Genomic DNA, 15,371 nt, shown 5'->3' on the forward strand with positions numbered 1-15,371 from the left:
ACCAAAAAGGACCGTCAACAAAGGACGGTCCTCATCTCTTACGGCATTAACTCAGACAACGGTCTTGCATATACATTTTGATCCTGGCTGCCGATGAACAAGGTTTCATTGATGATCACCGGTCCGCCAGGTGATAAAGGACCTCCAAACTTGATTGAATTCAAGAATGTTCCTGTATCAGCCTTCACGACATGAAGTTTCCCTTTGACATCACCTGCATAAACTACACCATTTTTCACGGCCGGTGCTCCCTTGATTCCAGCATCCGTTTGATACTCCCATATTTTTTTTCCAGTAGGAATATGATAAGCCATTAGTGACTTGGTGTACGGACTTCCTACGAAAGCTAATTCTCCTTCAATGGTGACGGCTCCTGATGTATTTGTATGCGGAATTGGCACCTTCTGGTCAGGTCCTGTACCCATCAAGTCCATCCACAATAGATCACCGGTTTTGTTGTTAAAAGCGTAAATAAAATGATAGTTTTCAGCTTCACCATATATCATCTTTTCCTTTTGAGAAGCCTCGAAGGCCTTGTTCGGCATATTTTCACGATATTTTTCCCATAACTGCTTTTTATTCAGCTTTAAGTTCATTTTCGCGCCAGTCACTATCACAACGTCCCCTGCTACTGCCGGTGGAACATCTGTGACAGAGCCCAGTTTGCCTTGCTTCCAAATAATTTTTTTCTTTTTCAAATCGACAGCAACAAGCTTATCCAATGCTCCTACATATAATATATTCTCTTTAATATGTGGTGAGGACATGCTTGCCCAGCCTGGCAGCTTCAAATCCCACTGCAGCTTTCCTGTCTTCGCTTCCAAAGCGTAAAGATGACTATCTCCTGTCGCAATGTAAACCATTCCGTTATGATATGCAGGTGCTGGCATCACCTCACCCTGAGTTTTAAACTCCCATACTTTTTTGCCTGAGTGTGCATTTATAGCAGCAACCCCGCTTTCTCCTGTACCTCTTACCTTTTGTTTAAAAGGATCCTCGAACTTTCGATTGCCATATCCAACATATAATAGTCCGTCATGATAAATGGAATCGGTATGTATCCAATTTGGTACCGAAGTCTTCCAATTAACCTCTCCTGAAAAAAGATTGAAAGAATATAGGTCGCCGCTATTATGATTTCCGACATACAGGTTGTTGCCAACGACGACTGGATTCGCCCTTACTTCGTCACCGGTTGTATAGGTTTGCTCAATTACCCTTGAATCATCACTAGAATAAACCGCATTGTTGCTTATTTCCAGCCGGTACTGCTCCCAGTTTTCAGGACCATACGGGGCCGTTTTTTCCTGTGCCTGGACAAAAGAACCTGAACCAAGTATCATCATCATTCCCAGAATCACCTTGAACTTCTTCATCTCTCTCCTCCTTAGATTGTGAACTTTTCCCAGAGCAAGTGAAGCTTATCAAAAATACCTCAGGGGCCATCATCTGGTTTTTATAATTCCCACTAGCTTCCTCCTAAAACCGCTTACAATAGTCTTCTAATAATTACCAAATCAAAGCAGGATTGTTTTAACAATGTAATATAGCAGCAATCTCCATGTAAAATTCACTTGCTAGAATAGAGGGAAGAAGCTTTATTACAGGCGAATGGCAGGAGGATCCGTATGGAACAGCATGTTAAGATGTCGCTAGATGAATGGAAAGCAGAGATTGAAGAGATTCTTAAAGAGATTGATACGGAATATGAAGAAGTGAAGAATGAGCTAAAGGTGTATACATATAAATTCAACATTACAAAGCAGGTTGTACAGTCAACCGTCAACCCTGATTTGAACAGGAAGATCCGCGAGTTGTACCATCAGCCATTTGAGGAAAAGTTCAATGATTTGAAGGAATATATCAAGGAGCTGGAAGAGAAGAAAAGAGTCTTCCAAATGTTCACCGATAAAATTGAAAAAGTCACTGAAAAAGAAGAAACACCACAATTTGCAGTTGCTCAATCGGAGTAAAATGAAAGCCTGGCTGATAAAAAATATCAGCCAGGCTTCTTTTATCTTATTTCTTCCACCAGGAATCAAACATGGATGCAGGCATATGACGTTTATGCTGTGAAGTAAGATATCTTTTTTGAATTTTTGCTGCATCTGCTTCGTCGATCTGCTTTCCTTCTAGATAATCATCGATTGCTTCATAACTCACACCAAGCTCGGTTTCATCTGCCTGGAGCGGCTTGTTGTCGAGAAGGTCGGCCGTCGGCTCTTTGAGATACAATCTTGGTTCTGCATTCAATGCTTTAAGCAGCTCCCTTCCCTGTCTCTTGTTCAGGCCAGATAGTGGCAGCAAGTCAGCTCCGCCATCACCATATTTTGTAAAGAAACCTGTAACGGCCTCTGCTGCATGGTCGGTACCAATCACAAGCAATCCTTCTTGACCGGCAATTGCATATTGCGTGATCATCCTCATGCGTGCCTTCGCATTTCCTTTGTTAAAATCGGTCATTTTACCGCCGATTGCATCTTCAAACTGCGTGTTGAAAGTGTCTACCGCCGGCTGGATGTTAAAAGTGATCGTTTTATCAGCCTGGATGAACTTCAACGCTTTCTGTGCATCATCTTCATCTTTTTGCACTGAATATGGGAGTCTTACCGCCACGAATTTGGCCTCTGTACCTTCTGAGCGCAGTTCCTCCACTGCGAGCTGGGCCAATCTTCCGGCAAGGGTGGAATCCTGGCCGCCACTAATTCCAAGAACAAACCCTTTTGCTTTTGAAACTTGTAAGTACTCCTTCAGAAAGTCAATTCTCTTCCTGATTTCCTCCTGAGGATCAATTTCCGGACGGACATTCAACGCTTCTATGATCTGTTTTTGCAAACTCATTATAAACCTCCTAAATCACTATTAACTATTCATCATGCTCTTTTGCTAATTTAGGTTAGAACACCATTATAAAAAGAGCATATCCCTTAAAAAGTTTAAAGTCCAGACGTTGGTCAGGAAATCTAACATCCTGATTAAATGTGTTCACGCTTTATTTTACCCATTAGCTTGTTGTTCGTAACATTTTGTCCGACAAGATTTTTTTGCTAGACTATAACTTAGACTATAAATGCTTAATCAAATTGGAGGCATTCACAATGGCAGCTAATCAAAAATTCACAGGCTATTTCGGTACATATACAAAAGGTGATAGTGAGGGCATCTATTCTTTTATACTGGATGCAACCAATGGAAAAATCATTGATGTGAAGGCGGCAGCAGCGCTTGAAAATCCAACCTACCTGACAATCAGTGAAGATAACCGCTTCCTATATGCAGTGGCAAAGGAAGGAGGAAGTGGTGGCGTGGCTGGATTCAGCATTAAGGATTCAGGACAATTATCGTTCATTAATACCCAGCTTTCCGCAGGAGCATCTCCATGCCATGTGAGCGTGAACAGAGAAAACAACCTGCTTTTATCTGCGAATTATCATAAAGGATCTGCAGATTCGTATCTGCTAAATCCTGAAAATGGCAGTATCGAGGCCGCTTTATCAAGCGCCGTCCATGAAGGTTCAGGTCCTGATGAGCGTCAGGAAAAAGCGCATACCCATTATGCCGGCTTTACTCCTGATGGGAAGTACGCAGCAGTCATCGATCTTGGCATCGACCAGTTGATCACTTACTCCCTGGATAACGGCCAGTTGATTGAGAAAAGCGCATTGGATGTAGCGCCTGGAAGCGGTCCAAGACACCTTGTTTTCCATCCGAACAATAAAATTGCCTATTTGATGACAGAATTCAGTTCAGAGGTTCTTGTCTTAAAATATAATTCCGAAGATGGCAGTTTTGAACAGCTTCAAGCAATCACCACTCTGCCAGCTGATTTCGCTGAAAACAACCAGGGAAGCGCCATCCATATTTCCTCTGACGGGAAATTCGTCTACGCTGCCAACCGCGGCCATGACAGCATAGCGGTTTTTAGCGTGGCTCCTGAAAGCTATGAGCTTACCTTTGTTGAACACACTTCAACAGAAGGAAATTGGCCAAGGGATTTTGTACTGGATCCTAGTGAGAAGTTCTTGATTGCGACAAACCAGAATTCTAGCAATGTCGCTCTCTACTCACGCGACGAAGCAACAGGCAAATTGACATTATTGCAGGCTGATGTAAAAGTTCCAGACCCGGTATGCGTGAAGTTTTTAAATTACTAAAAGAAGAAGGGAAGGTGCCTCTTGTGCACCTTCCCTTTTATTTATCACTCGGGAATCGGACTCCCATTTGCGATCTTGCTTCATCGAGGATGTTCATCGTAATTCTTGAATTCTCCAGCGAGTTATTGTTAGATTCCTGTTTCCTCTGCTGAATCAAAGTAATGAATTCCTCAGCTTCATAAAACATATTGTCAGTTAGCTGTTCTCTGGAGATATCTTCGGTTCTGCCATCTCGATAGATTACCTCCACTTTTTCAGGGCTACTGATTTTATCGATTCTGATGTTGCCATCCTCGCCGTGAATTTCGGATGGAAGCGTAGAATCAGTGATCTTCGAGAACATGATGACAGCATCCATCTCATCGTATTTCAATATCAGGCTGCCTTCCCCATCTACCCCCGACTCCAGTACATAGCCATTCGCCTGGACCGATTTTGGCTCTCCAAACAAGACTACTAGCGGATAGATGCAATAAATGCCGATGTCCATTAAGGAACCTGCCGAATATTCAGGGTTAAAGGCATTCAGCACTGTTCCCTCTTTATATTTGTCATAACGGGAAGAATACTGGCAATAACTTGCGAAGTACCTTCTGACCTTGCCGATTTTATGCAAGCTTTCCTGTATCGCCTTAAAATTAGGCATGAGTGTTGATTTTAGTGCCTCCATCAAAACAACATTATGATTCTTAGCAGTATTGATCATTTCTGCCAGCTCGCTGCTATTGGAGGCGATAGCTTTTTCACACAGCACATGCTTGCCATTTTCCATGAACGTGATTGCCTGGCTTGCATGCATAGAATTCGGGCTCGCGATATAGACTGCATCAATCACATCGCTTTTCGCCATCTCTTCTAAATCAGTAAAAATGGTATTTACTCCGAGTTTTCCCGCAAACTCCGCAGCGCGTTCCTCTGTACGCGAATAAACTGCTGCAAGCTGAAAGTCCTCATGATGACTAGCACCTTTTATAAAAGCTTCTGTAATCCAATTCGTACCTACCACACCAAAACGCACCATAAAACTCATCCTTTCCAAATAGCAAAAGCTGGAGGCAATGCCCGCAGCTTCTTTTTTCATCTTATCGAAAAGGGAGCTCAATCACAAACTTTGTCCCTTTTCCATGCTCGCTTTCAACGGTAATTTTTCCGTCGTGCATCTGTACCAGCTGTTTGACGATCGACAAACCAAGCCCAAACTCACCAAACGGATTGCTCGTCCTTGAGATATCTGCTTTGTAAAAGCGATGCCAGATTTTTTCGATCTCAGCAGGTTCAATGCCGATCCCTGTATCCTCGATTTCGATCACGGTTTTGGTCCCATCCATCCTGCCGCGAAGCCAGATTACCCCATTTTCAGTGAACTGGATGCTGTTCTTCGTAATATTGATGAGAATCTGGACAAGACGGTCATAATCGGCATATACCATTGCGGATTCCTCCGCTTCAATCTCAATGGTGTTATTGCGCTCCTCCGCCTGCAATCCGAGCTGATCCTGGATGATTTCCAGAACCTCAATCAATTCAATATCTTCTTTAAAAAGCTGTACCTGATTTGAACGGATTTTATCATAGTCGAGATTTTCATTCACCAGCCGGATCAGCCGTCTCGTTTCCTGGCTGACCAGATTGATGCCACGCTCCTTTTCAGCTTCTGGAATCATATTATTCCTCAACCCTTCGATGATTCCGCTGATTGTCGTGAGCGGTGTCCTCAATTCATGAGATACATCCGACATGAACTGGCGACGCCTGTTTTCCAGATTTTCAATCTCAGATTTTGATTCATTAAGCTTGCTTACCATACTGTTAAAATCATTCGCCAATTCTCCGATTTCGTCGAAGTCAGAGGACGGAACTTTTATCGTATAATCCCCTGCCGAAACGACCGATGTTGCTTCCTGGAGTTTTTTGATCCGATTGACATGGATGCGCGCCAGCACCCAGCTCAGCAGGAACGATACGGCGAGCGCAATCAGCATTGTATAAAATAAGTTCTTATTGATTTCCGTGATCATTTCCCGTGTTCCGCTGATTGGAGAGGTGAGTAGAATGCCGCCAACGAAATTACCACGATCCACATATGGCAAAACAACCAGGGTCACGGCCCTGTCATAGCGTTCGAGATCATAGTTTTTAACAATCGGTGTTCCCTTCGTAAGCTGGCTCCACTCACTCTCCGTTAATTCAATCGCCGGTCCTCTCCATCTGATTGGATTGAGGAGCTGGATATTCTCATCAAACACACTGAACTGGATATCCCGGCCAAAAAGAACGCGGGCATATTGATTGATCACCTGGTCAGGGCGCTCACTGCCACGATCGAGATCACGGAGGATGTTTTCTCCGTAGGAAATCAGCTCCTCGGTCTTGTTTTTATAAACGAGGGTTTCCACATACTGTGTGAAGACCAGGCTCAGAATGAGGAAAGCAACGATGATGATGCTGATATGGCTGATGAACTGCTGGTAAATATACTTAACTTTCATTCCCATCAACCGACTCATCGAATTTATAACCGACGCCCCAAACAGTATGGAACAATGGCTGTTCAGGCGTACCCACCTTTTTCCTCAGACGCTTGATATGGACATCTACAGTACGCTCGTCTCCGTAAAACTGATATCCCCATACGCGTTCGAGAAGCTGCTCCCTTGTGAAAACCTGGCGGGGATGCTGGGCGAAAAAGAGAAGCAGGTCGAATTCCTTCGGCGTCAGGTTAGTAACTGGTTTGCCAGCCAGCGTCACTTCACGTGTTTCCTTATTGACTTTAAGCAGACTTGTCCCAACTTCACTGTTCTCTTCTGGTTTTTGCTTTTGATAGCGGCGGGCCACAGCCTTGATCCTTGCCATCAAAGCCAGCGGGCTGAAGGGTTTAGTCACATAATCATCCGCACCCATTTCCAGTCCGAGCACCTGATCCGACTCACTGTCCTTCGCAGTCAGCATGATGATGGGCACATCACTGCCCTCCTGCCTGATCTTCCTGCATAAGGTGACACCATCCATGCCCGGGAGCATCCAGTCGACAATCAGCAGATCCCAATCTTCGCTTTTAAAAGCCTCATAACCTCGGAGGCCATCATTCACAAACCTTCCTTCGATTCCCTCTTTTAAAAAGAACATCTCGATCATCGCGCAGACACTTTCGTTATCCTCTATGACTAATATTTTCACCGCAATCCCCTCTTATCCGATATCTGTTATATCTAAATTATAGCGCAACGCAAGCAGAATCAACTGTTAAGCCCGTTGTTACAGATTATTTAATAGGTTGGTCATATTTTGTTCATCTTTTAAGAGGGATCATTCAAAATTCAGGTTAAATTACATGAGCCTTCACAATGTTCAGGTCTAATGGATAGCCCTTTTTGTAGTTTCTTACAATTTGAAGCGCCAATACGCCCTATTAGTGACCTCTTTCCCCTAGATTCTTACAAATCAAGGCGCTAATACGCCCTATTGGTGATCTCTTTTCCCTAGATTCTTACAAATCAAGGCGCCATTACGCTCTATTGGTGACCTCTTTCCCCTAGATTCTTACAAATCAAGGCCCCAACACACCTCATTAGTGATCTCTTTTTTCATATTCTCACTAAAACTGGCGCCAATACGATTCTATTAATCCTTGCAACCAAAGCTCACACTTATTAAATGTAAAAAAGCCAGCTCATCACATGAGCTGGCTCTAGGTTCATTAATCTTTTTTAACAGGGAGTCCTTCTTGTTCCCAGGCGGAGTAGCCGCCTTCGAGATTGACTACGTCTTTGTAGCCGTTTTTCAGCAATAGGCTTGTGCCGATTGCGGAGCGCGCGCCTGACTGGCAGTGTGCGATGATCTTTTTGTCTTTAGGAACCTTATCTAGGTTGTCAGTCAGGTTTCCGAGCATCAGATGGTGGGCACCCGGGATATGGCCGCTGTCCCACTCACTCTGGTTGCGGACATCGATGACGAAATAGTTCTCGTCTTCCATTAGTTCTTTTGCCTCGCTGGCCTTTACGGTCTTGTATTCTTCCAGGCTTCCCCCGAGCTCTTTCGGATCAACATATCCTGTGACCTGGTCAAGTCCGATTGACTGCAGGGATTTTTCCACATCAGGTAATTTTTCAGGATCAGCAATCAGCACGATGTCCTGATCATAGCTTAATAACCATCCTGCCCAGTTCGTGAAGGATTTGTTGTACGGAATATTGATTGTTCCTTCTGCATGTCCCTCCGCGAACTCATTTGCCGGACGGGTGTCGACGACTGCTGCATTGCCAGCGTCAGATAGTGACACCTTAGGGGTTTCTTCACGACGCAACAATTCTGGTCCAACTTTATTGAGCTTTTTCATCTCGGCAAAGTACTTTGGAGGTTCTGGCTGGCCTGCAAGCAGCTCTTCTACGAACTTTTCCTCCTCATTGATTTGGAAAGCCCAGTTGAATTTTTTCTCATAGCCTAAAGTGGACATTGGAACAGCGCCGAGGGATTTTCCGCATGCACTGCCTGCGCCATGAGCTGGCCATACCTGCAGGAAGTCCGACAGCTTTTCCACTTTGCGGAGTGATTCGAACATCTGGCGTGCCCCTGATTCAGATGTATCTTTAATGCCTGCTGCTTTTTCCAAAAGGTCCGGACGGCCAACATCGCCAACAAACAGGAAGTCACCGGTGAAAATGCCCATCGGTTCATTAGCACCGCCGCCCTTGTCAGTCAATAGGAATGAGATGCTTTCCGGTGTATGACCCGGCGTGTGTATAACTTCGAAATAAATATTCCCGATGTTAAAAGTCGATCCCTCTGTCAGCAATTCATGCTCATACTGATCGACATATTGATACTTCCAGTCTTTATCACCCTCGTCTGATACATAAAGCTTAGCACCATGATGGTGGGCAAGCTCTCTTGCACCCGAGAGATAGTCTGCGTGAATATGAGTTTCTGTCGCGGCTGAAATATTGAAGCCTTCTTTTTTCGCAATTTCCAGGTAAGGCTGGATATTTCTTGCCGGGTCAATGACAATCGCTTCACCCGTTCTTTGGCAGCCTATTAAATAAGACATATGTGCTAACTGATCATCAAAAAAAGATTTGAAATACATAACGATTCCTCCTGCATTTTTTGTTTTCATAGGTTCGTGAAGTCTATACTTCTCTATACCCTGCACGATATTTTTCAAAAGCCATAAAATATGCCAGTGGGCGCTGCCTTAATTCCAATATATACCTACAACTGTATTTTACTTTGTATCGCCCTTTGCTTCAAATAAAAAACCTGCTCCGGTATGGAACAGGTCTAATTTCTCAAAGTTCTTCTTCCCATAAAAATATACAAGATAATCGAGATTGAAACGGAAATGGCTGAAGCAATGTAGATGCTGCCATATCCGAGCCAATGGCCGATTTGCCCAAAAGCCATTGCCCCAACGCCAACGCCTAAGTCGAAAAAGGAGAAGAAGGTTGCGTTCGCCATTCCCTTGCGATTCATTGGCGCATCCTGGACGGCCCATGCCTGCAGTGCCGGCTGGACGGATCCAAAGCCGAATCCATATAACCCCGCGGCGATGAACATAACAAGGCTATTCGGCAGCCATGCCAGCAGGATCATTGCGATCATGATTAATAAAGTCCCTGGCAGGAAAACCGCGCCGTGGCCTTTTTTATCATAGAGCTTGCCGGCAAAGGATCGTGACAGCATCAGAGCCATCGCAAAAATAAAAAAGTACCACTGGATTCCTTCAATACCTTTCTGGGCGGAATAGAGTGGTAGAAAGGATGCGATTCCTCCAAAAGTCACCGTGATGAACAAGAGTAATAAAGATGGCTGCAAAGCAGATTTCTCATATACATCCCATTTGCGCCGCTCAACTTCCCTCTCGCTTTTTTCAACTGTTTTATACGTGATCCTTGATGCTAGTAGGAAAGCTGTCAGGCCGAGAAAGGCACTACCTAAAAACAGCTGTTTAAATGTAATGACTTCAGCGAGTGCCAGTCCGAGAGTCGGGCCCATCGCAAGCGCAACGTTTCCGGAGAGCCCAAAATAGCCCATCCCTTCCCCTCTGCGGCGGGGTGGGATTAAATCTGTAGCAATTGTGCCAGAAGCAGTAGTAGAAAAACCCCAGCCAACTCCCTGCACTACCCTCATTAGAAACAAGAAGGCGATGCTGACTGCAAAACCAAAAGAGCCCACCGATATCACGAATATCGCCAGTCCAATCAAGTAAACAAAGCCTCTCCCCTTAGTTTCAAGCATGCGCCCTGCGAAAGGACGGACAAGCAATGCTGAAAAAGTAAAGATCCCTACGACGAAACCAATCAGCTGGTCATTTCCACCTAGCTGCTCCACAAACAATGGAATCGTCGGCAATGTCATTTGAAATCCAAGGAAAATAAAAAAGTTAGCAAGGAAAATGAATAAAAAGTCCCTGCTCCAGATTTTCTCAGTGCCCGGGTTTTGTTGAGTTGCTCCTGATTGTTGATCCATCTGTTTTCATCCTTTCTGTTAGGCGCTTTGCTTAGGCACTGTAGCCGACATTTCTTCTTTTCAGGGTTCGTGTTCAACAATCCGTCAATTTGTTGTAGCGTTTTTGTGAACAGATTCACAAACCAATCATTTTTATTTCGGATTCTGATATATTGTAAGTGTAATCAATAATTACTTATTTTTGAAGGGAAGCGATTTATATGTTCGCTAAATGGTTAAGAGAAAACAATATTGCTGCTGGCCTGTTGACTGTCATTAGGGTTTGGCTCGGATATAACTGGATGACTGCTGGATGGGGAAAATTGACTGGTGAAGGCTTTGACGCAACTGGATATTTGAAAAACGCGGTAGCGAATCCAGTAAAGGGTCCAGACGGAAATGCGGTATATGGATGGTATGTGAACTTCCTTGAAAGCTTTGCGATTCCAAATGTCGATTTGTTCAACTTCATCGTTCCGTTAGGTGAATTCCTGATTGGTCTTGGTTTGATCCTTGGTACTCTGACAACTGCTGCAATGTTCTTCGGTCTAGTGATGAACTTCAGCTTCTTCCTTGCCGGAACAGTATCTCACAACCCAACTGACATCTTCTTCGGCTTCATCATCCTGTTCGCAGGCTACAACGCTGGCAAATACGGTCTGGACCGCTGGGTGGTTCCTTTCATCCGTAAAACTGTATTCAAAAGAGAAGCTGAAACTGCGCATAAAGCAGTTTAACTTAAATCATTAACAGAGAGCCTGGCATTTGCCTGGCTCTTTTTTTGCCGTTATCTCCTCTGCCTGATATCATGACTGATTCCTTTTTTCCGTTGGTCCTCCGCTTGTGTTCCCCCCGCTATTTTCACGTTACTCCTCCACATCTGTTTCTCTCACCTTTTCTACCGTTATCACCTTCTACAAGTGTTCAAAATCCTGACAATATGTTTTTGCTAATTTGTGAACAAAGACTTCCAGCACGCATTTAAATTTATTAAGTCAATATATTGTAGTGTAATCAAATAATAATTCATCCTTGAAGGGAAGCGATTGATATGTTCGCAAATTGGTTGAGAGAAAATAATGTTGCCGCCGGAATTTTGACTTTTATACGTATCTGGCTAGGTTACAACTGGATGGTTGCTGGATGGCATAAAATGACCGGGGAGGGTTTTGACGCAACTGGATATTTGAAAAATGCCGTCGCCAATCCGGTAAAAGGTCCTGATGGAAACATGGTTTATGGCTGGTATGTCTCTTTTCTGGAAAACTTCGCGCTGCCGAACATTGAGCTTTTCAACTTCATAGTACCGGTCGGTGAATTCCTTGTCGGTTTGGGACTCATCCTTGGCTGTCTGACAACTGCCGCCATGTTCTTCGGTTTACTGATGAACTTCAGCTTCTTCCTTGCCGGAACCGTATCCCACAATCCAACAGATATTTTCTTCGGATTCATCATCCTCTTCGCTGGTTATAACGCAGGCAGATATGGATTGGACCACTGGGTAATACCATATATTCGAAAAACTTTCTTCAAAAAGAATACAGCCACTAAATGAATTGTCAGCCTCCTGTGCTTTTGCAGGAGGCTTTTTCTATTCCTTGTCCCAATTGGAAAACTTAGCTATAATTTTACATAGTATGCCTACTAGAAAAGGAGCGATTCCTTTGTTCAATTTCGATGCGATAGAAACTCACCAACTTTTAAATAAAATCAATGAAAATATCTTAATCGCTAATGAAGATTACAAAATCGTTTTTATCAATGATACGGCGATGCAATTATTGGCGCAAATTAGCCCTTATGTTGGAATCAATGATCCAACGGAATTTATCGGCAGGAATCTGGGAGAGTTCCCTGGCAGCCGTCAACAGAATATCCTGGCCGGAGGAAATTTCCCTCACTCTGCTAGCATTTCTTTGTTCAACAAATTCTCGGCTGAGATTATGGTTGATCGACTAACCAACAATGATGGCAAGGAAAGCGGATTTATCCTTACGTGGAAAGATGTAACCGAATTCGAAGAAACTCTGGAGGAAAACAGGAAACAGCTTCAAGTTCTTGATATGCCTGTCATCCCGCTGTCAGTTGACACTGCTGTGCTTGTTCCGGTTATGGGAAAATTGACTGAAGATCGACTGGAACTGCTGGAGGAAAAAATCCTCTCACACAGCGCCCAGCAAGGAAATCAATATGTCATTTTTGACTTTACCGGTGTTTCAGATGAACTGGATGCACCCATCGCGTTCCGTCTGCAGCAGGTCATCAATGCCCTTAAGCTTATGGGTGTTCAATCGATTTATGTAGGAATACGTCCAGAAATGGCCAAATCAATCGTACTGAATGGGTTGCTTGTTGATGTACCGACCTTCAATACATTTGTCCATGGAATCCGCTATGTGTGGAAAGAAACTGGATTCCAACTTGTAAAAATTAGTGAATGAAGAAAGGCTTGGTCATTGGACCGAGCCGTTTATTTTATATCGATGGAAGTTTAGAAACTGTTCTGTCATTCACTTCATCACCCGTATTAAGAGTTGATTTGGGTTCAAAGAAGATGACATGCGCTTCTTCCTCCGCAATGGGAAGATGCTCCACACCTTTAGGTACAATCATAAATTCCCCTTCCCCCAGGTGCACGTCCTCATCCCTGAACTTTATCAACAGCTTTCCTTTTATGACGAGGAACATCTCATCTTCATGTTCATGCTTATGCCAAATGAACTCACCTTTCAGCTTGGCGAATTTAACATGCATATCATTAATCTCACCGGCGATTTTCGGACTCCAATAGTCAGTGAAAAGCGAGAACTTTTCGCTGATATTTACCTTCTCCATCATTGCCTCTCCCCTATTCTGATGTATTTCCGAAAGGAAACTCCGTATCAATTTCCCAATACTTTGTAATCGTCTTTCCGTTTTTTAAAAGCAAGCCAATTTGCACTTTTTCAGTTCTATTTTCAAAGGTCATGATGCCGTGCGGTAAATAATCGTATGTTAAGCCCCTATCATACTTGAAATTCCGTGGGCTTTCATTAATGTCTAATATGATTTTTGCAATCTCGTCCCTGTCTTTTATAACCTGGATTGTTGTGCCTTCCATGCCGCTGATGGTCAATTTGTCAAAATTACCGGACAGAATCTTGTGATGGTACGCCCAATATGATGTTAAAAGGACGGCACTCACCAGAACGGAAATTAATGATACAAGTAATTTCCTTTTAGCCATGCACTCCCCTCCCATCATCATATTACCATTTATTTCATATTCATGAATACAGAAAAAGACCAATCCGGCATTGGATTGGCCTTTCATTCATTTTACAAAACAATAAGCTTAAAAATCGTCAAACCGATACCAATAAGGAAGCCGCAGACGGCACCATTCACCCTGATCCATTGCAAATCTTTTCCGATGTTGTTTTCCATCATATCAATCAGGGTTTCCGTATCAAGCTTGTCAAGGTTCTCACGGACAAGCTTGCCGATTTTGGAATGATTTCTTTCAATCAGGCCTGCTATTTTAGCGTGGAGCCAGCTTTCGATTGCCGCTACCTTACCCTCATCTTCTTTGATCTCCTGTATGAACCGTTTCACCACTGGAGTAACGGTATCGTCAACAAAGCTGTCTGCTTCGATAAAAGCAATGACACGATCCTTTGACTTTGCCAGTACATTCCTGATTTGTCCGGTTAAATCCATATCCTCGACCATCTTGTTTTTCCATGCCTGGATTTCCGACATTAATGCTTCGCGCTCATTTATGTTGCCAAGTTCTTTGCGGATTTTCTCAAGAATCATATGGCGGTAGCGATTATCATCCTGCTGCAGATTTTTCATTCTTTTTAAAATAAAGGACTGCAAAATGTTGCCGACTTTTTCTTCCGTGATCATATTGCTGAACGATTGGATCGCAAATTTTAACAGACCATCCGCTTCCGTTGTATCAATTGCCTGTTTCCCAAGTTTCCCAAGAACCATTTTCGCTTCATCCTGCGACGCCCATTTCTCCGTCTCTATCAGCACATAATTGAATGCTGCTGCCTCATATTCTTTCGACAATACGTGGCTGGAGGCTTTTTGCAGAAGATCGGAAGTATCAGCTGATAGCAGGAAACCTTTGATTTCCTGTTCTATTGTTGGCGCAAACCTTTCTACATCTATCTTTTTCACGACATCCAGGCTGAATGACTGGATGCTCTGCTTAACAGACTCAGAATGCAGTTCCTTCTCAACCGTTTCGAAAATTTTATCCAGAATATGAATCTGCTTGAACTTATCCATGATGCTCTCTTTCGTGAGCCAGTCATTTTCAAGCATATTGATTAACGCGCGCGTTACTTTATCACGATTTTTCGGCAGAAGCGCGGTGTGAGGAATCGGGATGCCCATCGGATGCCTGAATAGTGCTGTTACAGCAAACCAGTCCGCAAGACCGCCAACTAGCCCGGCTTCAAACCCGCCCATCAGCAATTTGCCGATCAACGATTCCTGGAACGGCATCATAGCGAGGAATCCCGCACCCATAATCGCCAGCGAAATAGCCGCCAAATGTCTAGATCTCTTATCTCGTTTTTCCATATATCTCCCTCTGTTACTGTTAGATTGATTCCAAATAACATTCTATTACTTGTGAAAGGCTCGAAGTGTCTTTTTAAGTGCTCGTCCGGTCTGTAGAGAATTTTTCTATGTGACTTTTTTTGAGTTGGTGGCCTCATTTGGGCTTATAGACTTGTTCTATAGAACCTTTTTTAGCTCGGCGGCCTCATTTGGGCT

15 protein-coding genes are annotated in these 15,371 nt (G+C 43.7%); 5 read left to right on the forward strand and 10 right to left on the reverse strand.

The window, feature by feature from the left end:
- Nucleotides 1-38: 38 nt before the first annotated feature.
- On the reverse strand, nt 39-1,376 hold the full coding sequence (locus AC0VX7_RS20050) for an outer membrane protein assembly factor BamB family protein (protein WP_475425602.1): 1,338 nt from the start codon (nt 1,374-1,376) through the stop codon (nt 39-41).
- 252 nt (nt 1,377-1,628) lie between these two features.
- On the opposite strand from AC0VX7_RS20050, the gene AC0VX7_RS20055 reads away from it, so the two are divergent.
- Entirely contained in the window at nt 1,629-1,973 is a 345-nt protein-coding gene (locus tag AC0VX7_RS20055; RefSeq protein ID WP_215033737.1) for a hypothetical protein, read from the forward strand.
- A gap of 46 nt (nt 1,974-2,019) precedes the next feature.
- Here AC0VX7_RS20055 and nadE read toward each other — a convergent pair whose 3' ends face one another.
- Nucleotides 2,020-2,841 (reverse strand): ammonia-dependent NAD(+) synthetase, encoded by an 822-nt coding sequence (gene nadE / locus AC0VX7_RS20060; protein WP_475425603.1) that lies wholly within the window; start codon nt 2,839-2,841, stop codon nt 2,020-2,022.
- Nucleotides 2,842-3,098: 257 nt separating this feature from the next.
- Here nadE and AC0VX7_RS20065 point away from each other — a divergent pair, with 257 nt between their 5' ends.
- On the forward strand, nt 3,099-4,154 hold the full coding sequence (locus AC0VX7_RS20065; protein WP_475425604.1) for a lactonase family protein: 1,056 nt from the start codon (nt 3,099-3,101) through the stop codon (nt 4,152-4,154).
- 37 nt (nt 4,155-4,191) lie between these two features.
- Here the strand turns inward: AC0VX7_RS20065 and AC0VX7_RS20070 are convergent, their stop codons facing one another.
- The 5 genes from AC0VX7_RS20070 to AC0VX7_RS20090 all read right to left on the reverse strand — a co-directional run bounded on the left by AC0VX7_RS20070 (nt 4,192) and on the right by AC0VX7_RS20090 (nt 10,619).
- The gene (locus AC0VX7_RS20070) at nt 4,192-5,175 is read right to left on the reverse strand and encodes a Gfo/Idh/MocA family protein (protein WP_475425605.1); all 984 of its coding nucleotides are present in this window, start codon (nt 5,173-5,175) and stop codon (nt 4,192-4,194) included.
- 61 nt (nt 5,176-5,236) lie between these two features.
- On the reverse strand, nt 5,237-6,643 hold the full coding sequence (locus AC0VX7_RS20075) for a sensor histidine kinase (RefSeq protein ID WP_475428211.1): 1,407 nt from the start codon (nt 6,641-6,643) through the stop codon (nt 5,237-5,239).
- On the reverse strand, nt 6,633-7,331 hold the full coding sequence (locus AC0VX7_RS20080; RefSeq protein WP_475425606.1) for a winged helix-turn-helix domain-containing protein: 699 nt from the start codon (nt 7,329-7,331) through the stop codon (nt 6,633-6,635). Before AC0VX7_RS20080 ends, AC0VX7_RS20075 begins: the two co-directional genes overlap by 11 nt.
- Before the next feature lie 520 nt (nt 7,332-7,851).
- Nucleotides 7,852-9,237, reverse strand: a complete 1,386-nt coding sequence (locus AC0VX7_RS20085) for an MBL fold metallo-hydrolase (RefSeq protein ID WP_475425607.1) — start codon at nt 9,235-9,237, stop codon at nt 7,852-7,854.
- Nucleotides 9,238-9,431: 194 nt separating this feature from the next.
- Nucleotides 9,432-10,619: an MFS transporter gene (locus tag AC0VX7_RS20090; RefSeq protein ID WP_475425608.1), complete on the reverse strand. Its 1,188-nt coding sequence runs from the start codon at nt 10,617-10,619 to the stop codon at nt 9,432-9,434.
- A 200-nt stretch (nt 10,620-10,819) separates the two neighbouring features.
- Here AC0VX7_RS20090 and AC0VX7_RS20095 point away from each other — a divergent pair, with 200 nt between their 5' ends.
- The 3 genes from AC0VX7_RS20095 to AC0VX7_RS20105 all read left to right on the forward strand — a co-directional run bounded on the left by AC0VX7_RS20095 (nt 10,820) and on the right by AC0VX7_RS20105 (nt 13,039).
- Nucleotides 10,820-11,335 carry a DoxX family protein gene (locus tag AC0VX7_RS20095; protein ID WP_475425609.1) on the forward strand — a complete coding sequence of 172 codons (516 nt, stop codon included), beginning with the start codon at nt 10,820-10,822 and terminating at the stop codon, nt 11,333-11,335.
- 314 nt (nt 11,336-11,649) lie between these two features.
- Nucleotides 11,650-12,153 (forward strand): DoxX family protein, encoded by a 504-nt coding sequence (locus AC0VX7_RS20100; RefSeq protein ID WP_475425610.1) that lies wholly within the window; start codon nt 11,650-11,652, stop codon nt 12,151-12,153.
- 109 nt (nt 12,154-12,262) lie between these two features.
- Nucleotides 12,263-13,039, forward strand: coding sequence for an STAS domain-containing protein (locus AC0VX7_RS20105; RefSeq protein ID WP_475425611.1), 777 nt, complete (start codon nt 12,263-12,265; stop codon nt 13,037-13,039).
- Nucleotides 13,040-13,073: 34 nt separating this feature from the next.
- On the opposite strand, the gene AC0VX7_RS20110 is transcribed toward AC0VX7_RS20105, so the two are convergent.
- The 3 genes from AC0VX7_RS20110 to AC0VX7_RS20120 form a co-directional block, all read right to left on the reverse strand.
- A complete protein-coding gene (locus AC0VX7_RS20110; RefSeq protein ID WP_475425612.1) occupies nt 13,074-13,436 on the reverse strand; it encodes a cupin domain-containing protein in 363 nt (120 codons plus the stop codon).
- Between the two features lie 10 nt (nt 13,437-13,446).
- Nucleotides 13,447-13,824: a hypothetical protein gene (locus AC0VX7_RS20115; RefSeq protein WP_475425613.1), complete on the reverse strand. Its 378-nt coding sequence runs from the start codon at nt 13,822-13,824 to the stop codon at nt 13,447-13,449.
- Between the two features lie 92 nt (nt 13,825-13,916).
- Nucleotides 13,917-15,176 (reverse strand): DUF445 domain-containing protein, encoded by a 1,260-nt coding sequence (locus AC0VX7_RS20120; RefSeq protein WP_475425614.1) that lies wholly within the window; start codon nt 15,174-15,176, stop codon nt 13,917-13,919.
- Nucleotides 15,177-15,371: the final 195 nt, after the last annotated feature.

This window comes from Mesobacillus sp. QJM3NY_10, from assembly GCF_056173465.1.